Origin of the sequence: Comamonas composti DSM 21721, from assembly GCF_000429845.1 — a bacterium.
Taxonomy (GTDB): Bacteria; Pseudomonadota; Gammaproteobacteria; order Burkholderiales; family Burkholderiaceae_C; genus Comamonas; species Comamonas composti.
Genome location: NZ_AUCQ01000017.1, coordinates 1 through 21,715, shown reverse-complemented (window position 1 = coordinate 21,715; position 21,715 = coordinate 1). Strand labels below are relative to the sequence as shown.

Annotated in this window: 20 protein-coding genes and 1 pseudogene; 10 read left to right on the top strand and 11 right to left on the bottom strand. The window is 64.1% G+C overall.

Annotation, left to right across the window (positions count from 1 at the left end; translation table 11 throughout):
• Positions 1 to 64: 64 nt before the first annotated feature.
• Positions 65 to 844 carry a hypothetical protein gene (locus G486_RS0111765; protein WP_051303455.1) on the bottom strand — a complete coding sequence of 260 codons (780 nt, stop codon included), beginning with the start codon at positions 842 to 844 and terminating at the stop codon, positions 65 to 67.
• Between the two features lie 112 nt (positions 845 to 956).
• On the opposite strand from G486_RS0111765, the gene G486_RS0111760 reads away from it, so the two are divergent.
• Positions 957 to 1,697, top strand: a complete 741-nt coding sequence (locus G486_RS0111760) for a helix-turn-helix domain-containing protein (RefSeq protein WP_027015713.1) — start codon at positions 957 to 959, stop codon at positions 1,695 to 1,697.
• 406 nt (positions 1,698 to 2,103) lie between these two features.
• Here G486_RS0111760 and G486_RS0111755 read toward each other — a convergent pair whose 3' ends face one another.
• Genes G486_RS0111755 through G486_RS22175 form a run of 5 tightly spaced genes read right to left on the bottom strand, consistent with a single transcriptional unit; the run spans position 2,104 to position 7,784 of the window.
• Complete coding sequence (locus G486_RS0111755; protein WP_034387461.1) at positions 2,104 to 3,660, bottom strand: AMP-binding protein; 1,557 nt, start codon at positions 3,658 to 3,660, stop codon at positions 2,104 to 2,106.
• Positions 3,661 to 3,669: 9 nt separating this feature from the next.
• The gene (locus G486_RS0111750; RefSeq protein WP_027015711.1) at positions 3,670 to 4,854 is read right to left on the bottom strand and encodes a lipid-transfer protein; all 1,185 of its coding nucleotides are present in this window, start codon (positions 4,852 to 4,854) and stop codon (positions 3,670 to 3,672) included.
• Positions 4,855 to 4,872: 18 nt separating this feature from the next.
• Complete coding sequence (dctP, locus tag G486_RS0111745; protein WP_027015710.1) at positions 4,873 to 5,895, bottom strand: TRAP transporter substrate-binding protein DctP; 1,023 nt, start codon at positions 5,893 to 5,895, stop codon at positions 4,873 to 4,875.
• A gap of 45 nt (positions 5,896 to 5,940) precedes the next feature.
• The gene (locus tag G486_RS0111740) at positions 5,941 to 7,239 is read right to left on the bottom strand and encodes a TRAP transporter large permease (RefSeq protein ID WP_027015709.1); all 1,299 of its coding nucleotides are present in this window, start codon (positions 7,237 to 7,239) and stop codon (positions 5,941 to 5,943) included.
• Positions 7,236 to 7,784 (bottom strand): TRAP transporter small permease, encoded by a 549-nt coding sequence (locus tag G486_RS22175; RefSeq protein WP_084455231.1) that lies wholly within the window; start codon positions 7,782 to 7,784, stop codon positions 7,236 to 7,238. The genes G486_RS0111740 and G486_RS22175 overlap by 4 nt, the downstream gene beginning before the upstream one ends.
• Before the next feature lie 89 nt (positions 7,785 to 7,873).
• Here G486_RS22175 and G486_RS22170 point away from each other — a divergent pair, with 89 nt between their 5' ends.
• Positions 7,874 to 8,593 carry a TetR/AcrR family transcriptional regulator gene (locus G486_RS22170; RefSeq protein ID WP_051303451.1) on the top strand — a complete coding sequence of 240 codons (720 nt, stop codon included), beginning with the start codon at positions 7,874 to 7,876 and terminating at the stop codon, positions 8,591 to 8,593.
• Positions 8,594 to 8,761: 168 nt separating this feature from the next.
• Positions 8,762 to 9,157, top strand: coding sequence for a YXWGXW repeat-containing protein (locus tag G486_RS0111725; RefSeq protein ID WP_034387458.1), 396 nt, complete (start codon positions 8,762 to 8,764; stop codon positions 9,155 to 9,157).
• A gap of 62 nt (positions 9,158 to 9,219) precedes the next feature.
• Here G486_RS0111725 and G486_RS0111720 read toward each other — a convergent pair whose 3' ends face one another.
• The 5 genes from G486_RS0111720 to G486_RS0111700 form a co-directional block, all read right to left on the bottom strand.
• Positions 9,220 to 10,449, bottom strand: a complete 1,230-nt coding sequence (locus tag G486_RS0111720; protein WP_027015707.1) for an FIST signal transduction protein — start codon at positions 10,447 to 10,449, stop codon at positions 9,220 to 9,222.
• 77 nt (positions 10,450 to 10,526) lie between these two features.
• On the bottom strand, positions 10,527 to 11,408 hold the full coding sequence (locus tag G486_RS0111715; RefSeq protein WP_027015706.1) for a PhaM family polyhydroxyalkanoate granule multifunctional regulatory protein: 882 nt from the start codon (positions 11,406 to 11,408) through the stop codon (positions 10,527 to 10,529).
• 141 nt (positions 11,409 to 11,549) lie between these two features.
• A complete protein-coding gene (locus G486_RS0111710; RefSeq protein ID WP_027015705.1) occupies positions 11,550 to 12,041 on the bottom strand; it encodes a copper chaperone PCu(A)C in 492 nt (163 codons plus the stop codon).
• Positions 12,042 to 12,155: 114 nt separating this feature from the next.
• Complete coding sequence (locus G486_RS23135) at positions 12,156 to 12,521, bottom strand: hypothetical protein (protein ID WP_156920011.1); 366 nt, start codon at positions 12,519 to 12,521, stop codon at positions 12,156 to 12,158.
• Positions 12,522 to 12,688: 167 nt separating this feature from the next.
• Positions 12,689 to 14,362, bottom strand: coding sequence for a sigma-54 interaction domain-containing protein (locus tag G486_RS0111700; RefSeq protein ID WP_027015704.1), 1,674 nt, complete (start codon positions 14,360 to 14,362; stop codon positions 12,689 to 12,691).
• Between the two features lie 229 nt (positions 14,363 to 14,591).
• On the opposite strand from G486_RS0111700, the gene G486_RS0111695 reads away from it, so the two are divergent.
• The 7 genes and pseudogenes from G486_RS0111695 to G486_RS22160 all read left to right on the top strand — a co-directional run.
• Positions 14,592 to 16,139 carry an acyl-CoA carboxylase subunit beta gene (locus G486_RS0111695; RefSeq protein ID WP_027015703.1) on the top strand — a complete coding sequence of 516 codons (1,548 nt, stop codon included), beginning with the start codon at positions 14,592 to 14,594 and terminating at the stop codon, positions 16,137 to 16,139.
• A 29-nt stretch (positions 16,140 to 16,168) separates the two neighbouring features.
• Positions 16,169 to 17,173, top strand: a complete 1,005-nt coding sequence (locus G486_RS0111690) for a tripartite tricarboxylate transporter substrate binding protein (RefSeq protein WP_034387455.1) — start codon at positions 16,169 to 16,171, stop codon at positions 17,171 to 17,173.
• A gap of 10 nt (positions 17,174 to 17,183) precedes the next feature.
• The gene (locus G486_RS0111685; RefSeq protein ID WP_027015701.1) at positions 17,184 to 19,256 is read left to right on the top strand and encodes an acetate--CoA ligase family protein; all 2,073 of its coding nucleotides are present in this window, start codon (positions 17,184 to 17,186) and stop codon (positions 19,254 to 19,256) included.
• The gene (locus G486_RS0111680; protein ID WP_027015700.1) at positions 19,253 to 20,623 is read left to right on the top strand and encodes an acetyl-CoA carboxylase biotin carboxylase subunit; all 1,371 of its coding nucleotides are present in this window, start codon (positions 19,253 to 19,255) and stop codon (positions 20,621 to 20,623) included. The genes G486_RS0111685 and G486_RS0111680 overlap by 4 nt, the downstream gene beginning before the upstream one ends.
• Positions 20,624 to 20,634: 11 nt before the next feature.
• Complete coding sequence (locus G486_RS0111675) at positions 20,635 to 20,847, top strand: acetyl-CoA carboxylase biotin carboxyl carrier protein subunit (RefSeq protein WP_027015699.1); 213 nt, start codon at positions 20,635 to 20,637, stop codon at positions 20,845 to 20,847.
• On the top strand, positions 20,844 to 21,272 hold the full coding sequence (locus G486_RS0111670; RefSeq protein WP_027015698.1) for a PaaI family thioesterase: 429 nt from the start codon (positions 20,844 to 20,846) through the stop codon (positions 21,270 to 21,272). Before G486_RS0111675 ends, G486_RS0111670 begins: the two co-directional genes overlap by 4 nt.
• A 189-nt stretch (positions 21,273 to 21,461) precedes the next feature.
• Positions 21,462 to 21,715: pseudogene (locus tag G486_RS22160) on the top strand (IS481 family transposase); the annotation flags it as partial.

The window sequence follows — 21,715 nt, the reverse complement described above, 5'->3', positions numbered from 1 at the left end:
ATTTTTTCGGCGAGGAAGATGCCTGTGTCCTCAAAGCGGGTCAAGGCGCGAATCAAAGCACTGATTATTGCGCTGCGATGCAGCAGCCCCGGATCCGGGAGGCGTTCAGGGCTGCAAGCACGGGCCAGGCGGCCATGGCAGCCAGCAAATGCTTGAGGCTGTGGCCGGAGACCAGGCCGCTGGTGAGATCGAATACCGCAGCATCGCCCCACTCGAACAGCTTGGCCAATGCATACCAGGCAATGACCGCCCCGAGGTTCAGCGCAAGTCCCTGGGCACGGCGCCTCAACAGCGCCAGCCCCAGCACAGCCAGCATGCCGCCACCCTGCACCAGCACCCAGGGCAGCAGATTGCCCGAGGCCTTCCAGTACAGCACAGCCAGCACGGCGGCAATCAACATGCCGGCGGCTGTGCCCCAGGCCGGAGCATCGCCGATGCGCGATTGCACGGCCAGCCCCAGCATGGCCGCAAAGGCAATGCTCATCCCCAGGCGGTCGGCCATCAGTCTTGCGTCATCGGGCGACCAATGGTAGAGAGCCGAACAAAGAGCAGAACAGACCAGCCCCCAAAAGAACACGCCGGCCAGACCGCGTACCACCGCGCTCTGCGTCACCCCGCTGCGGCCCAGCACATGCAAGCCCGCAAGTGCGGCCAGTGCAAAACCCAGATTGCTGAGAACATCGAGCGCGTGCGGCAACCAGCCCCAGGCACGCTGATCTGCAAAATCGTGATAGTGGGCAGGCTGGGCCAGGGGTGGAAGCAACAGGGCCGCAACAACCAGCATGGCGGCACTGCTCAGCAGAATGCGCCAGGCTTTGGCGGGCTCCCAAAGGGCATAAAACATGGACAACTCCTTGTGCAATTTGCGCGCAGTTTGTGGCGCCTCCCTGCAAAGGTCATCGATTATTTATACCGGCCGCGCAGCCAGGCACCCCAGGTATCGATAATCGCTACTCATGAGTACCACTGCCGATCTTGTCCTGGCTCTGAAGAAAGAGCTCAAATCCGCCCAAATGACCTATGCCGACCTGGCCCGCAGCCTGGGCATGGCCGAGTCCAGCGTCAAGCGCATGCTGGCCAAGGGCGACATGCCTTTGTCGCGCATAGACGCCATCTGCCGGGTCCTGCATCTGGACTTTGCCGACCTCGCTCGCCACGTGGCCGACAACCAGCCCTTGCTGCAGCAGATGACGCGCGAGCAGGAAAGCGCCGTGGTCGCCGATCGCAAGCTGCTGCTCATGGCAATCTGCGTGCTCAGCCTCTGGACACTCGAACAGATCGTGGCCACCTACAGGATCACCGAGACCGAAGGCATTGCCTACCTGGCCCAGCTCGACCGCATCGGCATCATCGAACTGCGCCCCGCCAACCGCTACCGCCTGCGCCTGGCCAAGACCTTTCGCTGGCACCCGCGCGGCCCGGTGATGGAGTATTTTCGCGAGCATGCCGTGCTCGACTACTTTGGCGGCAGCTTCGACCAGCCCGGCGAAGGCATGCTCATGGTCCATGGCTCCATCGCGCGCCACCTGGGGCCCAGCTTCTGGGAGCGCCTACAGCGCCTGGCCCATGATTTCTCCCAGCAGCACCTGCAGGACCAGCGCCTGGCGCCCGAGGCGCTCGAAGGCTATACCCTGGTCATGGGCATGCGCAGCTGGGAGTTCGCACCGTTCACGGCCCTGCGCCGCGCAGGCGTCTGAGGCGTGCCAAGAGCGGCTAGCACAACCCAGCAGCGTTGAGACGAGGCGCGAAGCCACAGGCAGTACCAAAGTACGACAAGGCGAAGCAACGACGTATCAAGGCTTGTGTTAGTGGGTCTAAGAACGTGTTTACGATCTCCTCGGTGCCGCGCCAGTGTCTTTGCGGGATGGGATACGAGGCGCGACACCGCAGCAATAGCTGTGCTATTGCGAGGATTCGCAACGCTGTAGACCGCCCGCAAAGGCACTGTCCCGAAGGGTTGGAGCGAAATCGGGCGATTTCTTCGCACTGGCCCTTGCTTGCACCCCGGTGCAAGCTGCGGCCCATCGACTCAAACTCATCCCGATTGCGCTCCAACGCACCTGTGTAGAGATCGTAAACACGCTCTAAGAGCGTGTTTACGATCTAAATCCTGCGCGCCATGTTCTTCCAGTACATGTCGCGCAAGTCCCGCTTGAGCACCTTGCCGTTGGGGCTGCGCGGCAGCGTGGCCACGAAGTCCAGCGACTTCGGTGATTTGAGCGAGCCCAGCCTGGACTTGCACAGGGCCACCAGCTCTTGCTCTGTCGCGCTGGCTCCGGGCTTGAGCTCGACCACGGCCTTGACGGCCTCGCCCCAGTCCTCATCGGGGACGCCAATCACCGCGCAGTCCTCGACGCTGGGATGGGACCACAGCACCTGCTCGATCTCCTGGGGATAGATGTTGAAGCCGCCCGAGATGATCATGTCCTTTTTGCGGTCGCAGATATGCACCCGGCCCTGGCTGTCGACATAGCCCACATCACCGGTGTGCAGCCAGCCGTCGACGATGGTGGCGGCCGTGGCCTCGGGCTGTTTGTAGTAGCCCGGCGTGACGAGGTCGCCGCGCACACAGATCTCGCCGCGCTCGCCTGTGCCCAGCACCCTATGGTCTTCGTCCAGGATACGCACCTGCACCATGGGCGTGGGGTGGCCACAGCTGGACAAGAGCTCGTCGTCAGCCAGCGCCCCATCACACATATGCTCGTCGGGCGCCAGATAGGTGCACATCATCGGAGCCTCGGCCTGGCCGAACACCTGGGTCATGCAGGGACCGAAGACCTGAATGGCCTCCTTGAGCTTTTCCACCGCCATGGGCGCGGCCGCATAGATGAAATAGCGCAAGCTGCTGTAGTCGCGGCCGCGCACGCCCGGCGTGCTCAGCAGGCGGTAGATCACCGTTGGCGGCAGGAACAGCTCGGTGACACCCTGCTGCTCGATGGCATCCAGCACCGACACCGGGTCCGGGGACTCGAGAACCACGACCCTGCCCCCTCTGGCGATCGTGGGCAGGGCCGTGAATCCCGCAGCATGGGTGAGCGGCGCAGCCGCAAGATTCACCGGCCTCTGGCTGTGCGGGTAGTGCAGACTGACCAGATGGGCAGCCATGAAGGCGCCGACATTGCGCTGCGTGAGCTGTACGCCTTTGGAGCGCCCCGTGGTGCCGCCCGTGGGCGCAATGATGGTTACGGCCTCGGGCTCGTAATACGCGTCCAGCGGGGCGTCATCCACACCCTCCAGCCATGACTCCAGCGAGGGAAAGCCCGGCAGCTCTCGGTCCAGACATATCCAATGCCTCAGAGCGGGCAGTCGCGCCTGCAGCCCTCTGACCATGTCCTGCAGTTCGCTGTGAAAGATCAGCAGCTCGCAATCCATGTACTCCAGCAGATAGGCGTTGTCCTCCTCGTTGAGCCTGGGGTTGGCGGGCACCCAGGCCAGCCCCGCACGTGCGATGCCGAACACGCAGATGAAAGCCTCGGCATGGTTGCGGCTGAGCACCGAGGCCTTGCGGCCCGGCCCCAGCCCCTGCATGCGCAATTTGCGCGCCAGGCGATTGCTGTGTTGATGGACATCGGCATAGCTCCAGGATTGCGATCCCTGCTGCAGGCAGGGCATGTGCGGGCCAAGTGCCAGGCCCCGGTCCAAGGCGTGGGCGTGGTTCATATGCACTCCTCAGTCATGCAGGCCATACAGGGTGACCACGGCCGCACCGCCGATGCCGATGTTGTGCTGCAACGCCAGCCTGGCGCCCTGCACCTGGCGCAGATCGGCATGGCCGCGCAACTGCTGCACCAGCTCATAGCATTGCGCCAGCCCCGTTGCGCCCAGGGGGTGCCCCTTGGACAGCAGGCCGCCCGAGGGGTTGATGACCACGGCTCCGCCGTAGGTGTTGTCGCCGGCATCCACAAAGCGCTGCGCGCCTCCGGGCTCGCAAAAACCCAGGGCCTCGTAGCTGATGAGTTCGTTTTGCGCAAAGCAGTCATGGAGCTCGCACACATCCACATCCTCTGGACCAATACCGGCCTCCCGGTACACGGCCTGGGCGGCCTCGCGCGACATGTCCAGCCCCACGAGACTCATCATCGAGCCGGACTCGAAGCTCGAAGGCCTGTCCGTCGTCATGGACTGGGCCAGCACTCGCACACGGGAGTCGATTCCATGGCGCTTGGCAAAAGCCGGGCTGACCAGGAGGGCTGCCGCTGCGCCACAGGTCGGCGGACAGGCCATGAGGCGCGTCATCACGCCCTCGGCAATGACCGGGCTCGCCAGCACCTCCTCGGCACTGACCTCCTTGCGAAACAGGGCCAGGGGATTGCGCGCCGCATGCCGGCTGGCCTTGGCCCGCACCTTGGCAAAAGTCTCCAGCGGCGTGCCGTAGCGCTGCATGTGCTCGGCCCCTGCTCCCGCGAAATAGCGGATTGCCATGGGCAGATCGCTGTCTCCGGCCAGGGCCGTGGTCGTGGCATCGAACTTCGCCAGCGGCGAGGGACGATCCATCCAGTGCGAGCCCAAGGCACCCGGTGCCATCTGCTCGAAACCCAGAGCCAGCACGCAATCCGCCGCACCCAAGGCAATGGCCCGGCGCGCCAGGTACAGCGCCGTCGATCCCGTGGAGCAGTTGTTGTTGACATTGACCACGGGGATGCCGCTCATGCCGACCTCGTAGAGTGCAGCCTGCCCGCAGGTCGAGTCTCCATAGACATAGCCCGCAAACGCCTCCTGCACCAGCTCATAGGCCATGCCCGCATCGGTGAGCGCGGCCCGGACCGCCTGGGCCGCCATCTGCGTGTAGGGAGCATGGTCTCCGGGCTTGCGAAAAGGCGTCATGCCGACGCCGGCAACAATCACTTCATTCATTTCCGAGTCTCCAAAAATTCAACCGGCCTTGGCCACGGCCTGTTCCAGCTTGCTTGCCAAAGCTGCATTGGTCTGCTGCTTCCAGCGTTGATAGACCTCGCGCGTGGCCTCGCTCCACTGGGCCTGCTGCTGGGCATTGGGCTTGTAGATGTCCACGCCTTGCTGGGTGACAAGCTGCTCGTTGCTGACGACGGTCTCACGCACTCTTCGGGTGAGCTCCCGCCCCGCCTGCTGCGCAGCCTCGCGCACCAGTTGCTGATCCTCGGCGCTCCAGGTTTTCCAGATCGGATTGGCCACGAAAAAGTGAATCAGCTCATTCGACTGGTTCCAGTAGGTCACATACTTTTGCCCCAGGCTCTGGAGCTTGTAGGCCACGAACTGCTCCAACGTCAGCGTCAGACCATCGATGGCGCCAGAAGCCAGGGCCGGCTGGGCATCGGCAAAAGTCATCGTCGTGGGATTGGCATGCATGGCACTCATGATCTGCTGCTGCATGGGCGTGGCCACCACGCGCATCTTGAGGCCCTTGAGATCGGCCGGCGAAGCCAGGCGGCGCTTGGCATTGATGAGCTGAATGGCACCGTACTCGCCGCTGGCCAGGGGCTCCATGCCGGCGCGGCGCACCAGCTCATAGAAGTCCTTGCTCAAGGCCTCGGAGGCCAGCACGGCATCCACGGCCTTGTCGCTGGAGAGCAGGCCCGGCAGGCTGAACACCCCGAAGTCCCTGACCGTGCCCGACCAGTTCACGGTTGTCCCGACCAGTACGTCGATGACGCCCTGACGCAGGGCCGTGAGCTCTCTGTCCTGCTGCCCCTGTACCAGGGATGAGGCCGGGTAGAGCTTGAAGTTGATGCGCCCCTGAGTCTTCTCGCGCGTCAGCGTCGCAAAGCGCTCGGCTGCGTAATACCAGTTCGTGCCCGGCCCCACGACCAGGGACAGCCGGTACTCGGCGCGGTACTTGGGCTGCGACAAGGCCAGCATGGGCAGGGGCATGGCTGCGGCGGCAGCTCCCGCGCGCAGCAATTGGCGGCGTTGAATCATGAAAAGTCTCCTTTTGTTGTGATGAAGATCGGGCAGGCCACAGCCTCAGTAACCCAGGGACCTGGGCAGCCACAGCGCCAGCGCGGGCCAGGCCACGACGGCCGCAATGGCCAGCGCAAAGCTCAGAAAGAACCAGCCTATCCAGGGCAGAGTCTTTTCCACGGATACATCCGAGATGCGGCAAGCCACGAGCAGATTCACGGCCAGAGGCGGCGTGAACTGGCCCAGCGCAATGACCATGGTGAGCAGCACGCCAAACCAGACCGGGTCCCAGCCGAACAACTGGATCAACGGCACCAGCAGGGGCAGGAACACCATGAAGACCGAAACCCCGTCGAGAAACATGCCTACGAGCTTGAGCACCACCAGCACGACCACCAGAGTCAGCAGACTGCTCCAGCCGCTTTGCGCAAACCAGTGAACCAGCGGATCGACAATGCCCAGCGTCTGTATGCAATAGGCAAACACGCCTGCCAGGCCCAGGATCACCAGGATTACGGATGACACGACGGCGGCATCGGCAAAGATCTCGTAGAGATCGCGCCAGCCTATGGTGCGGTGAATGAACAGGCCTATGCCCAACACATAGACGGCAGCCACCACGGCGGCCTCGGTAGGCGTGAACCAGCCTGCACGCATGCCGCCCAGAATCAGCACCGGAGTGACCAGGCCCCAGCTGGCTTCGCGCAGGCTGCGCCAGAACGGCGGGCGTGGCATCTGGCGCTCGGCCTGGCCAAAGCCCTGGCGACGCGAAATCCACCATGCGGGCACGATGAGGGCCAGGCCGGCAAGCACGCCAGGCACCATGCCCGCAGCAAACAACTCGGGCAAGGACACACCCGGCACCAGAATGCTGTAGATCACAAAGGCCAGCGAGGGCGGGATCAGGATGTCGGTCGCCGTGGCCGAGCCTATGACCGAGGCCGAGAACGCGCGCGGGTAGCCGGCCTGGGTCATGGCACCGACCATCACACTGCCGATCGCCGCAGCCAGGGCCGCACCCGAGCCCGAGATGCCGCCCAGCACCATGGCCACCAGAATCACCACGATGGGCAGCATGCCCGGCCCGCGCCCGAGCACGGCCGTTGCAAAGTCCACCATGCGCTGGGCCACACCCGAGCGGTCAAAGGCCGAACCCACGAGCACAAACATGGGCAGGGCCAGCAGCGGATACTTTCCAATGCCGGCGTCAAAGTTCTGCTGCACGGTGAACAGCCCGAACCAGGGCATGTCCATGCCCGTGGCGACCACCACCAGCGTGCCACTGACGCCCATGGCCACGCCGATGGGCACACCGGCCAGCATGAGCAGCACAAAGCCCAGGATCAACAGGCCCCCGGTCATACGCCCGACTCCTGCGAGGCCTCGACGGGCGCTGCACTTGCGGCATGCACACGCCGTGCACGCCAGGAGCGTAAGGCAATCAGCGCCGCCAACGGTGGCAGCCAGACCGTATACCACCAGCGGGGAACGCCAAGACCACTCGTCGTTTCCTCGAACACATATTCCTGCCAGCCGGTGCGCAGCATCAGCAGCGCCAGGAGCATGAACATGGCCACCGTCGCCAGCGTCGTCAGCCAGACCAGGCGCTTGCGCATGAGCGGGCCCACGCGCTCGTAGAAAAAGCCTATGCGGATGTGGTCGTCGCGCGCAGCGGCAACCGCCGATCCGGCCAGCGTCAGCACCACCAGCAGGAACACCGAGATCTCCTCGGTCCAGGCAAAGGACTGATCGCTGAAATAGCGCACGAGCACATTGACCAGGGTGATCAGCACCAGGGCCATGAGCACGATGGCGCCAAAGTGCTCTTCCAGGCTTCTCGCTGGCCTCTGAGGACCGGGCTTGGAGGGATTCCCCTGAGCGGGGCAGGTCTTCGTGTTCTCACTCATATTGGTACCATTCGAACAAATTCAGTACTATTGAAGACAATAAAAAGTACCAAGTCAAATGATTTGGTACCAATCCAGGGAATCCACCTATGAGCACGCGTCGCAGCCAAGATGTTTTTTTTCAGGAGTTGTTCGACCTGTTGCGCCTGGAAGGAATTGCCGACCTCACCGTGGCCGAGCTTGCCAAGCGGCTGCGCTGTTCACGCAGCAGGCTCTACGCGATTGCCGAAACCAAGGAAGAGCTTTTTCTCTTGATGGCCAAGCGTTATCTGGGATTGCTGCTGGAGGAGAGCAAGGCTGTGGAAGCCGCCGGTGGCGACATCGTCCCGGCCATCAGACGTTATCTGGACATCGGCGTACGGGCCTCGGCCCAGCTCGGCGTCCCGTTCCTGCGGGATCTGGATGCCACACGCCAGGGACGACGTCTGTTCGACTCCTATCAGGCCAAACGCGGGCAGGGCCTGGCCAGGCTTGTGGAGCAAGGCGTGGCACAGGGGATGTTCAACCCCAGGCATGCGGAGCTGGTGGCGGAGATCCTCATGGGAGGCGCCTTGCGCATACGCCGCACCCGCTTTCTGGCACGCACGGGGCTGACACTGGAAGAGGCTTTTGCCGAGTTCTACGCCCTGCTTTTGCACGGCCTCATGAAGAACGCCGAGGGCTCGGGCCAGCCCGCGCAAAAGCACTGGAAAGGTGATGCTGTGCCAGCCGCTGCTCCCTCACCTGCAGCGGCAGACACGGCGGATGCCGAGGCTGCAGAGCCTTCGGACATTACCGAATTGCTGCTCAAGGCGTCGATACGGCACTGAGAACGTGTTTACGTTCTGAGCCCGGACTCGCAGCACATCTGGCAACAGCGCTTCATGAAACCCATACACAAGATTGCAGGACTTCGCTCAAGGTCTACGCCGCTTTGACCTTGTCTGGCCATGATCGGTCGCCATGAGCGCTGTTTCCAACAATCGAAAGGAGTTCCCATGAGCCCAGTCCGCACGCTGCTCGCCTGCTTTCTGCTGGCGGCATCGGCCACAGCCGCCCAGGCCCAGGTGAATGTCACGATACAGCTGGGGGCCCCGCCGCCCCCGCGCCACGAGGTCATCCCGGCAGCCCGCCCCGGCTATATCTGGGCGCCTGGCTACTGGCAACCCAAAGGCCGCCAGCATGTCTGGGTCGCAGGCCACTGGATGCGCACACGCCACGGCCAAATCTATCGCCAGCCCGCCTGGTCCCGGCATGGCAACCAATGGCGCTGGGCCGCAGGCTACTGGGAGCCAGGCCGGCAGCACCACCGGCCTAAGCATCCCGGCCGGTACAAGCATGGCGGAAAAAATGGACACCGCGACCATGGACCCGGCCATCACCACCGTCGTTGAATTCGCCAAAAACTATCAAAAACATAGCTGGTAGCGCAATCCACACAAGGGCTACAGGCCAATTACTCCATGAATACCGTGAGCACGCCCGCCAGGCGGTGCATGCGTGCATCCATGATCTGGGAGTTGGCCACAAAACCGATCAGAGGCACCCGGCCCAGGGCATGGGACAGGGTGCCGAGTTCGGAGCCGGCCTGCCCGAACAGGCCTGCGCGACCGCCGCAGCTCACATAGATGGCACCACGTATGCGCTGCGACACCGGTTGCTGAGGCTGATCCTCCTGGTCGCTGGCATCGCGCAGGGCCGCCCCCAGTTGCATGAGCTCATGGCGCGCAGCCTGAGCCTGGCGGCGGCAGAAGATCACCGAGTGCCCAGCCTCGACGGCCGATGAAAAGGCCAGCCCCTGGCGCAAGGGATCCAGCCCGACCAGGGTCAGCACCTGGGCTTCGCCCGTCAGCAGGCCCCGCTCCACGCCCCTGCCCGGCGGAGCAATCGCGGCCAGGGTGGAGCGCACCGTGCTTAGCGCAGGCTGCCAGTCTCCACCGTCGAGTTCCACGCCCAGGAGTTGCAGCAGCCTCTCCAGCGCCGGCACCCCATCCAGGCCGGTCACCAAGGAGCCGCGCGACTCGGTGATCTCCAGCCCGGCGGCCAGAGGCACGCAGCCCTGGGCCATGCCGGTCATGCAGGCCGCCTCTTCCGAGAAGGCAAGACCGGAGAAGCCTCCGCTGAACACACCCACCTGCGCGCCTGCGCGCAAGGACGGCAGGTCTTCATTGCGGCAGGCGATCTGCAGCGCCTGCCGACCCGGACCCGCATCGCAGGCCCCGCCAAACAGCAGGCCGGACTCGGTGCGTTCGGACAGTTCGTGAAGCAGCTCGGCCAGCTCGGGCTGGCCGCCTGCCGCATGCACCAGGGCCGAGTGGGCGCTAAAGCCAGCCTCTCCTCCGCTCAGCGCCAGCGGAGCCAGGCCACTGTACAAGCGGTAATGCGCAGCAGGAATGTCGAGCAGCATCACGGCCAGCGCCGGGCCACCCAGATATTCATGCCCCATGGCCAACACACCCGAGGCCGAGCAGCCCACCCAATCCGCGACCTGGGGAAGATGCAGGGCCAGATACTGCAGCAACTGCTGGGCATGGCGCTCGTGATCACGGGAAAAATACATGAGGCCCAGGCGCGAACGCTTGGCATATCCGGGCTCGGCCATCTGGGCCACAAGCTGCTGCAGCACTTCGTCGGCAGCACAACGCCAATCATCGTGACTGGCATGACCTACGGGAAACAGTAGCATGCCCATTCCCTTCATCTGTTGGCCTGGCTCGTGAGGCTGGTACAGCCATCAGGTACAGCAAGGCCCGGACTCAGTCCTCATTTCGCCCTGGGGGCACTGCGTGCAGCCGGTTTGGCTGCCGCCTTCTTGCTTGCAGCCTTGCGGGCGGCGGGTTTGGTCGCAGCACCTAGACTCGCTGCAGCCTTCGGCGCCGGCCTGGCATTCGAGCCAGAGGCCGCGCCTGCTCCTTTATCGGTCTTGGCTGCAGCAGACTTGAGCTGCTCTGCAAAGGCCTTGCCTTGCTGCTGGGCCTGGGCCGACATGCGCTCCACCGCACTCTTGGCCAGGTCTCCAGCCGCGCCTGTGGCACGCTGGGCAGCGGCCAAGGCCTCAGGCGCCAGTGGCTCTGCCATGGCCTTGGCTGCAATTTGCTGGAACTGCTGGGTCAAGGCGCCCCACCATTGCACGGCCTGTCCCATGGCCGCAGCCTGGGCTTCGGCTGCTGCTGCCGTGGCCTGGGCCGAGCCTTCACTGCGGGCTTCAGCCTGGGGGGCTGCCCTGTCTTCTCCTGCCTCGGAGGCCTGAGCTGGCGCGGCCCGGCCCTGGGCCTTGTCTTCCCTGGCATCCTGCATGGGCCAGCCGGGCTTGACCCCAGCCCCGCTGGCCGGCGCAGCTCCGGGGAACTGAAAGGACTGGGCCAGCTCGCCCAGGCTCACATTCATGCCCTTGAGGGTGGACAGCGTCATGCGCTGCACCTCCAGCGCCTGGATGGTGGCGGCCAGGGCCTTGCTGTTTTGCTCCAGCCAGAACTGCACGGCCTTCAATTCGGCAATGCGCTTGTCCACTTCTTCTATGCTGACCGTGGGGGCAACCCATTGGGGGATGGCGCTGCTGGGCTTGGCCGCACCTGCGGCCTGGGCCAGACCTTGCAGAAAATCAAAGCCGGGAATGAAGTTGCCGAAACCAAAAGCTTGACTCATGGGCTGCTCTCACAAAAACGGATGAACGGGCCAATAAAAATGGCGTGGCCGTCCTTTCCGGACAGGCCACGCCATCAGCTTAACCCAGGCCGGCCCCACGGCCATCAAGGCCTGCCTGTCACAAACCCTGTGCAGCCGGCATCAATGCGAATGACCGGCATGCCCTCCATGCCCGCCTGCAGGCGCCATGGCACGTGCAGGCAACTCCAGGCTCAGCCGCGAGGTCTCGCCCTTGGCATCCTTGAACACCAGGGTCAAAGGCACCTTGCTGTCCTTGAGGACGGGGCTCTTCAATTGCTGCAGCATCAGATGGTAGCCACCGGGCTTGAGCTCCACGGCCTGCCCCTTGGGAAGGTCCAGGCCTTCGATGGCACGCATGCGCATCACGTCGCCTTCCATCTTCATCTCATGCACTTCGGCCACGCCGGCCACGGGCGATTCCACGCCCACCAGGCGCAGCGACTCCTCGGCCGTGAGGCGCACAAACGCCCCTGTGGCCTGCTGGCCAGGCACGCTGGCCCTGACCCAGCCATTCTCGGCCTTGACATGGGCCGGGCCCGCATGGGCCTGAGCCAGGCTCAGCCCCATGGAGGCAGCGATCAGAAAAGAGCTTGTCCATTGGCGCAATGTCATCACAGTAACTCCAGTTATTTCTTCCAGGGCGACCACCGCCTTGGCATTCTTCAATTCAAACGAGGAAACAGCAGCTTGCGACTGCCGGTCAAAAGAAAAGGTGAAACCGAAAAGTTACTGCGGCGGTGCGCGCACGGGAGGCAGCGCCAGACTCGCGCCGGAATCGGGCTGGGCATACCGCACGGCCTGCCACGCGCCGGGCTCCAGAGATACCACCACGTGCGCCATGGCATGCGGCCCGGGAGCCATGGCCGGCAAGCACAAGGCACAGTCCAGACCATGGATGCCCGCAGGGACCGGCTCCTGAGAGCCAGGGCTCGCAATCCATTGCGGCGCACCCGAGGCACTGCAGACACGCTCCCACTGCACGGCACTCGCAGAGGCCAGAGGCGACAGAGCGCTCAGCCCGACCAGCCACAGCCAGACATACAACACCCAGCGGGAGCAGGTCTGCATGACATGGGGAGAGCGAAGCGGCATGGCGCGATTCTAGGCCAGCCCATCCGCAAGCCAGGCCCTGGGCCCGATCCAGGAGCACGTTCACAGGCCAGAGCTAAAGCCACGGCCTTTCGCATGACCTGCCCGATGCAGTTCCTGCACCCTCATCCAGAACGGCTGACGCATGCCCGAGCGGCGTGCCCCCACGCTCAAGACCTGGCGAGCACCTTGTACAGATAGGAACGAGAAATTCCCAGCGCTTGCGCGGCCTGTTTTTTGTTGCCGCTGCAGCGCTCTATGGCGGCGAGTATGGCCTGGCGCTCCACCACCTTGAGTGGAGCCGCCACCGGGGCAGTCGCTGCCATGGGCGCAAGCTGTTCAGACCCAGCGGCGACCAGCCCCAGCGGATCCTGGTAACGAGCAAAATTCTCCACGGCCAGTGTTTTGCCATCGCAAAACACCAAGGCCTCCTCGATGCGCTGGCGCAGCTGGCGCACATTGCCGGGCCAGCTGTTCTGGGCCAGATAGGCCATGACGCCCGGCGCGATACGCGGCAGAGGCAGTTGATTGCGCTCGCAGAACGACTGCACGAAGCGCTGTACCAGGGCAGGAATGTCCTCCAGATGCTGGCGCAAGGCCGGCACCTGCAGCACGACACCGCTGAGCCGGTAGAACAAATCCAGCCGAAAGCGCCCGCTGTCTATGAGGGCACGCAAATCGCGGTGAGTGGCGGCGACCACGCGAAAATCCACGTGCCGCCCCGATCGAGCACCCAGTCTTTGCACCTGCCGGTCTTCCAGCACACGCAGCAGCTTGACTTGGACTTCCATGGGAATGTCGGCCACCTCGTCAAGAAACAAGGTGCCGCCCTCGGCCTGTTCGAGCTTGCCCGGCTGACCTTGCTTTCGCCCTCCGGTAAAAGCCCCGGCCTCATAGCCGAACAGCTCCGCCTCGATCAGGGTTGCAGGCAGTGCCGCGAGATTGAGGCACACCATGGGAGCGCCGGGGTCTCGCCCACGCGCATGCAGGGCCTGGGCCACCAGCTCCTTGCCGCTGCCACTCTCGCCAAGAATGAGCACGGGCACATCCAGCCTGGCCACGGCATCGATCTCGCGTGCCAGGCGCTGCATGGGAGCACTGCTGCCCACCAGCGCCAAGCTGCCCGCACTGTCCCTGAGCTGGCTGAGCTCACGCCGGTAGTGCTGCACCTCGTCGCGCAACTGCTGCAGGCGCTGCTGCATGCGATTGAGCGCCTCAACCCCGCTGAAGCTGACCTGCCCGACGGCCCCCACCACCATGCCGCCCTCAAAAATCGGGATGCGATTCACAACCCGGGTTGCCTGCGGACTGACTTGCTGCAGATCCCCGATCTCGGCCTTGCCGCTGCGAGCCACATGCGGCAGCCGGGAGTTGGGGATCACCTCCTCGGCGCGCCGGCCTATCGCAGCCCCGGGCTCCAGGCCAAAGAATTTCTCATGCACCGGGCTGATGTAGCGCATGCGGCCTTCATGGTCTGCCACCGTAATCGCCTGGTAGGGGTGGGTCAGGAACATGTTGAGTATGGCAAATGCAAAAGGCACGGTCGCAGCCAGATCAAGCAGGGCCGCAGCCTCATCCGCCGGGCGCACCAGGACCAGCGTGCTCTCCGCATCGGCAAGCTCGATCGCCACATAGCGCGACACGGCACCACGCACGCCCGGCACTTCAACATGCAGCAGCCTGCCCGCGCCCAAAGCCCCATCCTCCTGTGCGAGACGCGCCTTGTCGACGGCTGCGCGCAACAACGGATCCTGGGCCAGCCCCAGCAGCACGACCGGGACACGGGCATCGCGACGCCAGACAAATACGCCAAAGCGATGGTCAAAAGCACTGAAAACCGGCATAGAGGACTCGGGGAAGAACACGCAGAGCCCGCACTCTAGCAGCGCCGACCCAGATCACAGCCTATGGCATGTCTCCTTCATGTCCCCAGGAAGGACATGGACACTTTTCAAGCCCGACGCCGTCTCCACCAAGGACACGCATATCGAACCACCAAAAATAATCATTTCAAATCAATTGGTTGCAGATTGGCACACCTTGTGCATCTATTTGCACAAAGGAGACTTGAACATGAGTTGGCAACCCGAAGTAGATGAGATCGCCTATCGCCAGGCTCTGGCGCAAAAGCTGGGTGGAGAGGACAAGGTCGCACGCCACAAGGCCGCCGGCAAGCTCACGGTGCGCGAGCGCATCACGGCCTGCACGGATGCCCAGTCCTTCACGGAAGTAGGCTCCCTGAGCGGATCTGGTCATTACGACGCCATGGGCCGGCTCGTGGAGTTCACCCCATCCAACCTGATCATGGGCCGTGCACGCATGGGTGGGCGCTCCGTGGTTGTGGTTGGCGATGACTTCACGGTACGCGGTGGCGCGAATGATGGCGCCGTGGGCGAGAAGCTGATCTTTGCCGAAAAAATGGCGCATGACCTGCGCCTGCCCATGGTGCGCCTCGTGGATGGCACAGGCGGCGGCGGCTCGGTGCGCAACATAGAGACCAAGGGCTATACCAGCATCCCGACCATGAAGGTCTGGGGCCAGGTGGTGCAAAACCTCTCCACCGTGCCCGTGGTCTCGCTGGCCCTGGGCTCGGTCGCCGGCATGGGGGCTGCGCGCGTGGCCTCCAGCCACTACTCGGTCATGATCAAGGACACGGCCCAGCTGTTCAATGCCGGCCCGCCGGTGGTGGCTCGCCTTGGCCAGCATGTGACCAAGAACGAGCTGGGCGGCAGCCAGATCCATGCACGCAACGGCGTGGTCGACGACGAGGTGGCCAGCGAAGAAGAAGCTTTCGAGCGCGTGCGCCGCTTTCTCTCCTACCTGCCCTCCTCGGTGTACGAGCTGCCGGCGCGCGCCGAGGTCAGCGACGACCCGCAGCGCCGCGACGAGTGGCTGCTGTCGGCGATTCCACGCGACGGCCGCAAGGTCTACAAGATCCGGCCCATTGTCGAATGTCTGGTGGACCAGGGCTCGTTCATGGAAATGGGCCGCCAGTGGGGCCGGGCCATCGTCACGGGCCTGGCACGCATCAACGGCTGGCCCGTGGCCGTTGTGGCCAGCGACCCGTACTTCTACGGCGGGGGCTGGGATGGCCCATCGGCCGAGAAGTTCACGCGCTTTGTGGATCTCGCACAGACCTTCCACCTGCCCGTGGTGAACCTTGTGGACATCGCAGGCTTTCAGATCGGCGTGGAGGCCGAAAAGGCCGGCATCATGCGCTACGGTGTACGCGCCCTGGCCGCCGTCTACCAGGCCACCGTGCCCTGGTGCAGCATCATCGTACGCCGTGCCTATGGCGTGGCTGCTGCCGGCCACCAGCATATGGGGCGCTTTAACTTCCGCTACGCCTGGCCTTCGGCCAACTGGGGCTCTCTGCCCATCGAGGGCGGGCTGGAAGTGGCCTACAAGGCCGAGATCGAAGGCGCCGACAACCCCGAGCAAAAGCGCGCCGAAATAGAGCAGCGCGTGCGCAGCCTCACCTCCCCCTTCCGCACAGCCGAAGCCTTTGGCATAGACGAGGTCATAGACCCTCGCAGTACACGCGCCCTGCTCTGCGAGTTCGCCGATCTGGCCGCCCCATTGCGAGAGCCGGGCGCGCCGCGGTTTGGTCTGCGCCCCTGAGCCCCATCCACACCAACAAGGAGACAATGATGACAAACAACCAACTGCCTACAGTACCGCGTCGAGCTGCCCTGGCCGCTCTCGCCTGTGCGGCCCTGTCAGGTCAGGCCGGTTGGGCCGCACAGCCCGACCAATGGCCCACTCGCCCCGTACGCATGGTCGTGGGCTTTCCTGCAGGATCGTTCACCGACACCATTGCCCGCGCACTGTCCGAGCACCTGAGCAAGCAGCTAGGCCAGCCCGTGGTCGTGGACAACAAGCCCGGAGCCAACGGTGCCATCGGCGTGGGCGAGGTGGCGCGCGCCGCGCCTGACGGCTATACGCTGCTGGTCACCAACTCCAGCAGCATCACGCTCAACCCGCAGCTCTACAAGAAGATCACCTACCGGGCATCGGACTTCGCCCCCATCACCATGGTGCTGGACTCGCCCTTCATCCTCACCGTCAATCCCGAGTGGGCGAAGAAAAACCAGATCCGCACGGCCCAGGACGTCATCAGCTTTGCCAAGCGCAACCCGGACAAGCTCAGCTACGGCTCTGCCGGCCCGGGCAATATTGCCCACCTGACCTACGCCTCCTGGAGCAACCGCACAGGCATCAAGGCCACGCATGTGCCCTACAAAGGCGCTTCCCAAGCCCAGATGGCCGTGCTCAGCGGCGAGCTGGACACCCAGTTCGACACCTGGAGCGCCTTGCCCCATATCGCTGCAGACAAGCTCTTGCCACTGGCCGTGACTGCGCCCAAGCGCATACAGCAACTGCCGGATGTCCCCACGATGAGTGAAGCCGGCTACAAAGATTTCAACGCCACATTCTGGGCCGGCCTGCTGGCTCCAGCTGGCACACCGCCAGCCATCGTCAACAAGCTCCATGAGCTCAGCCAGAGCATGCTCAAGGACGAGCGCATACGCGCCGTGCTCGACAGTCAGGGCGAGCCCGTGATGCTGCCGCCAGCCCAGTTCGGCCAGCGCATCACCCAGGAAGTCGCGGACTGGGGCCAGGTCATACGGCGCGAAGCGCTGTCGCTGGACTGAAGGTGGCTGCATGAGTTTGCTTCAAGCCTTGAATCCTCGCTCGGTCGCCATCCTTGGCGCCTCGGACAATCCCATCAAGCCGGGCGGGCGCCCCATCGACTACATGCTGCGTCATGGTTTTTCGGGTGCCATCCTCCCGGTCAACCCCAAGCGCAACGAGGTCCAGGGACTGCCCGCCTATCCATCTTTACGCGTCCTTCCACAGGCGCCCGACGCCGTGGTCATCAGCCTTCCCGGCGAGGAAGTCGCGAATGCCATAGATGAATGCGTAGACCTGGGCGCCCGCATGGCCGTGATCTACTCCTCGGGATTTGCCGAGCTTGGCGATGCGGGGCGGGCCCAGCAAAGCGAACTGCTGGCACGCGCACGGCGGGGCGGACTGCGCCTGTTCGGCCCGAACTGCCAGGGTGTGGCCAACTTCGCCCAGGGCGCGATCCTCAACTTCTCGACCATGATCAACGAGAGCCCACCGGCCGATGGCCCCGTGGCCATCGTCAGCCAAAGCGGCGCCGGAGCCGCCATCCTCTATGGCGGCCTGCGCCGCGCAGGCCTTGGTGTGCGCTACATGGTCTCCACGGGCAACGAGGCCGATGTCTGCGCGGCCGAAGCCGCCTGCGCCCTGCTGGGCGACGAACAGGTCCGCCTGGTGGTGCTGTACGTGGAGACCTTGAGCCAGAGTGCACAGCTGGCCCAGGCCGCCCGGCTGGCTCGCGAGCGCGGCGCCCACATCCTGGCAGTCAAAGCCGGCCGCACCAGCGCGGGCCAGGCCACGGCCAGCTCTCATACCGGCGCGCTGGCGGCCGAGGATGCCCTGACCGACAGCTTTTTGCGCCAGCACGGCATTCTGCGCCTGGCCGACTTCCGCGAGCTCATTGACTACGCGCCGCTGTTCCTGTCTCAGCCCATGCCGCGCGGGCAGCGCGTGGTCAGCATCAGCAACTCTGGCGCCACCTGCGTGCTCTCTGCCGACGCCGCCGAGGAATACGGACTTGCCGTCGAGCAATTCGATCAGGCCACGCTGGCAGGACTCAAGCAGGCATTGCCGCCCTATGTGACAGCACGCAACCCCATCGACATGACGACGGCCTTGCTGGGCAAGCCGGACACCTTTGGCCACACGCTGCAAGCCTTGCGCGGCAGCAATGCCGCCGACCTGGTGCATGTAGGCTTTCCCATTGGAGGGGAAGGCTATGACTTTGCCGACTTTGCGGCCCAGGCCAGCCGCTTTGCACGCGACAGCGGCATACCGATAGCCGTCAGTGTCAACCAGGAATGGGTGGCCCGGGCCTTCCAGGAGCAAGGCGTGCCCACCTTCTGGAGCGAGCGCGCAGCCATGCGGGGCCTGGCCTTGCTGTCCGAGCAGGCATGTGCACCGGCCTCCATGAGCAGCCCGCAGCAGCCGCCCGTGGCCGCCAGCACCACACTGGATGAGCCAGGCAGCCTGGCGCGGCTGCAGCAAGCCGGCCTGCCCGTCATGCACCACCAGGTCTGCACCCGCGCATCCGATGTACTGCCGGCACTCGAAGCCCTGGGCACGCCCCTGGTGGCCAAGGGCATCTCCGCCGATCTGGCCCACAAGTCCGAGCATGGCCTGGTGCGCCTGAACATAGACCGGCAGGAAAGTGCTCTTCAGGCCTTCCATGACTTCGCCGCCAAACTGCGCGCCCTTGAGGCAAATGACGGAGGCATGCTCCTGTGCACGCAGCACAAGGCCGATTTCGAGCTCGCACTGGGGGCGCATATCGATGCCGAATTCGGCGTCGTCGTCATGATCGGCCAAGGCGGAGTCCTGGTGGAGACGCTCAAGGATGTGCAGTTTTTGCTGGCTCCGTTTGACCAGAGCCAGGCACTGGCGGCCATCCAGCGGCTGGGCATTGCCCCGGCCTTTGCCGCTGCACGCGGCATGCCGGCAGTGGAGTTGAGCGCCGTGGCCGACATGATGGTCCGCCTTGGCGACTGGATGCTGGAGCAAGACGGCCACGTGCAGTCAGTGGATGCCAATCCGGTGCTGGTGGCGCGTGGCGCACGCCCCCCGGTCATCGTGGATGCCGTGGTGGCCGTGGCCTGCGAGGAGCGCTCATGAACTGCACACCTCATACCCTGCGCCGCGTACTGGTTGCCAATCGAGGTGCCGTGGCCGCGCGCATCATTCGCACCCTGCAGCGCATGGGACTGCAGGCCGTGGCCGTCTACTCCGAGGCCGATGCCGACCTGCCCTATGTGCAGCAGGCCGATGAGTCCGTATGCATAGGTCCGCCGGCTGCGCAGCACAGCTATCTGAACCAGGCCAGGCTGCTGGAGGTTGCGCATGCCACCGGCTCTGATGCCCTGCATCCCGGCTATGGCTTTCTGGCCGAAAACGCGGGCTTTGCCGAGGCAGTGCAACAGCAGGGTCTGTGCTTCATCGGACCTTCGTCGCACTGGATCAGCACCCTGGGCCACAAGACCCAGGCTCGCGAATTCATGGCCAAGCAAGGCATGCCCCAGGCACCCAGCTCAGCAGTGCTGGACAGCGCCACAGCGGCCTGCGAAGCCGCCGCACGCATAGGCTATCCGGTGCTGGTCAAGCCCGCCGGCGGCGGCGGCGGCATAGGCATGCTCCCGGCACATGATGCCCAGCAACTGCAAACCGCCTGGACCAAGGCCAGCGGCATCGCCAGCAAGTTTTTTGCCACGCCCGAGCTCTACCTAGAAAAGCTCATCGAGGCGCCGCGCCATATCGAGTTTCAGGTCCTGGCTGACCGCCACGGCCAGGCGCGCATACTGTTCGAGCGCGACTGCTCGGTGCAACGCCGTCACCAGAAGATAGTGGAGGAGGCCCGCCCCATCGGCATTCCAGAAGCACAGCTGGCTGCCATGCGTGAACTGCTGCAAGACATGCTCTCCCGCATCGGCTATGACGTGATCGGCACGGTGGAGACGCTCTACACCCCCGAGCACGGCTTTGCCTTTCTGGAAATGAACACCCGGCTACAGGTAGAGCATGCAGTGACCGAGGAGATCACGGGCATTGACATTGTCGAGGCCCAGCTTCGCCTCGCCGCAGGCGAGTCCATGCAGGCCGTGCTGCCGCAGCCAGTGCACGCCAGCGGCCATGCACTGCAGGCACGCATCTATGCCGAAGACCCGCTGCGCTTCCTCCCCTCGCCAGGGCGGCTGGAGCAATTCGTGCTGCCGGATCCAGGGCCAGGCCTGCGCGTGGAGACCGGCTATGCCCAGGGCTGCAGCGTGACACCCTTCTACGACCCCATGCTTGCCAAGATCGTGGTCCATGGCCGTGATCGTACCGATGCCATCCTGCGGCTCGGCCAGGCGCTGGCCGCAACCCAGATCAAGGGCGTCAAGACCAACATCCCGTTCATAGAACAAATCCTCAGCCACGCAGACTTTGTGGCAGGCCGCATAGACACCGGCATTGTCCAACGCGTGCTGACAAACCAGACATCTTGAAGGAGTCCGATATGACCATGATTGAAAGCCCCATCGCCGGCCTGGTGGCCGCTGTCGAAACCGCCGAAGGCGCACAGCTCGCCGCAGGCGATACCTTGATCATCGTGGAGTCCATGAAAATGGAAATTCCCGTCGAGGCTCAAACCCCTGGCGTGGTCCGCCGCATGCTCGTGGCCGTGGGCGATCAGATCGCAGAAGGCCAGGCCGTGGCCGAAATCGAATGAGCCCCGAGGCCAGCCAACTACAAGCTCAGGCCCTGGAATGCGGCTACTTCGGCATAGATGTGCCCTTCATGCGGCACATAGGCCTGCTTCCCGTCAGCCTGGAGCCTGGTCTGGCACGCACGCGACTGCCTCTTCGCGCCGAACTGGTCAACAGCCGAGGCCATGGCCATGGGGGAGCACTGATGAGCGCCCTCGACTTCACCCTCAGCGCGGTGGCACGCTCCCACAACCCACTGGGATTGGGCGTGATTACCATGGAGATGAACACCCATTTTCTGGCATCGGCCAGCACCGACATGCTGATCGAGGCACGCATTCTGCGCCAGGGCGCACGCACCGTGTTCTGCGAGGGCGATGTGCTCGATCAAAGCGGTGGCAAGGTCTGCACCGCACGTGCCGTTTTCAAGCTGGTGACCCTTGCTTGAGCATTACCTGCTCAGCGAGGCGCGATTGCACAAGCCCCAGTCGCATGCAGGCGACTGGGGCGCAAGATCTGGAAAATTTGGAGTAGCTGTTCCATCTCATGTGATCATGTCCCTCGTAGAAGCTGGGCACTCTTTGAAGCAAGAGATCATGCTCAGTGTCCTGGAGTCCTTTCAACGGGAGCAGATCACATGAGCCAAGTACATGCCCAGGCGCGCACCACCCCCAAAACAAGGGCTGAGATCAAGGCCTCGTCAGCCACCCATGAGCAATTGGCTCAGCGCTACAACATCAGCCTGGCTACGGTTCGTAAATGGAAGCGTCGTGAGAGTCCCCAAGACCTTTCACACAGGCCCCACACGCTTCATACGACACTCTCGCCCATGCAAGAGGCCATTACCGTGGAGTTGCGTCGTCTGTTGCTTCTGCCCTTGGATGACTTGGT

What these genes read in the sequence shown, in the direction of transcription:
- G486_RS0111765 (WP_051303455.1), bottom strand. Translation starts at nt 844, where the DNA reads ATGTTTTATGCCCTTTGGGAGCCCGCCAAAGCCTGGCGCATTCTGCTG.
- G486_RS0111760 (WP_027015713.1), top strand. Translation starts at nt 957, where the DNA reads ATGAGTACCACTGCCGATCTTGTCCTGGCTCTGAAGAAAGAGCTCAAA.
- G486_RS0111755 (WP_034387461.1), bottom strand. Translation starts at nt 3,660, where the DNA reads ATGAACCACGCCCACGCCTTGGACCGGGGCCTGGCACTTGGCCCGCAC.
- G486_RS0111750 (WP_027015711.1), bottom strand. Translation starts at nt 4,854, where the DNA reads ATGAATGAAGTGATTGTTGCCGGCGTCGGCATGACGCCTTTTCGCAAG.
- dctP (WP_027015710.1), bottom strand. Translation starts at nt 5,895, where the DNA reads ATGATTCAACGCCGCCAATTGCTGCGCGCGGGAGCTGCCGCCGCAGCC.
- G486_RS0111740 (WP_027015709.1), bottom strand. Translation starts at nt 7,239, where the DNA reads ATGACCGGGGGCCTGTTGATCCTGGGCTTTGTGCTGCTCATGCTGGCC.
- G486_RS22175 (WP_084455231.1), bottom strand. Translation starts at nt 7,784, where the DNA reads ATGAGTGAGAACACGAAGACCTGCCCCGCTCAGGGGAATCCCTCCAAG.
- G486_RS22170 (WP_051303451.1), top strand. Translation starts at nt 7,874, where the DNA reads ATGAGCACGCGTCGCAGCCAAGATGTTTTTTTTCAGGAGTTGTTCGAC.
- G486_RS0111725 (WP_034387458.1), top strand. Translation starts at nt 8,762, where the DNA reads ATGAGCCCAGTCCGCACGCTGCTCGCCTGCTTTCTGCTGGCGGCATCG.
- G486_RS0111720 (WP_027015707.1), bottom strand. Translation starts at nt 10,449, where the DNA reads ATGCTACTGTTTCCCGTAGGTCATGCCAGTCACGATGATTGGCGTTGT.
- G486_RS0111715 (WP_027015706.1), bottom strand. Translation starts at nt 11,408, where the DNA reads ATGAGTCAAGCTTTTGGTTTCGGCAACTTCATTCCCGGCTTTGATTTT.
- G486_RS0111710 (WP_027015705.1), bottom strand. Translation starts at nt 12,041, where the DNA reads ATGACATTGCGCCAATGGACAAGCTCTTTTCTGATCGCTGCCTCCATG.
- G486_RS23135 (WP_156920011.1), bottom strand. Translation starts at nt 12,521, where the DNA reads ATGCCGCTTCGCTCTCCCCATGTCATGCAGACCTGCTCCCGCTGGGTG.
- G486_RS0111700 (WP_027015704.1), bottom strand. Translation starts at nt 14,362, where the DNA reads ATGCCGGTTTTCAGTGCTTTTGACCATCGCTTTGGCGTATTTGTCTGG.
- G486_RS0111695 (WP_027015703.1), top strand. Translation starts at nt 14,592, where the DNA reads ATGAGTTGGCAACCCGAAGTAGATGAGATCGCCTATCGCCAGGCTCTG.
- G486_RS0111690 (WP_034387455.1), top strand. Translation starts at nt 16,169, where the DNA reads ATGACAAACAACCAACTGCCTACAGTACCGCGTCGAGCTGCCCTGGCC.
- G486_RS0111685 (WP_027015701.1), top strand. Translation starts at nt 17,184, where the DNA reads ATGAGTTTGCTTCAAGCCTTGAATCCTCGCTCGGTCGCCATCCTTGGC.
- G486_RS0111680 (WP_027015700.1), top strand. Translation starts at nt 19,253, where the DNA reads ATGAACTGCACACCTCATACCCTGCGCCGCGTACTGGTTGCCAATCGA.
- G486_RS0111675 (WP_027015699.1), top strand. Translation starts at nt 20,635, where the DNA reads ATGACCATGATTGAAAGCCCCATCGCCGGCCTGGTGGCCGCTGTCGAA.
- G486_RS0111670 (WP_027015698.1), top strand. Translation starts at nt 20,844, where the DNA reads ATGAGCCCCGAGGCCAGCCAACTACAAGCTCAGGCCCTGGAATGCGGC.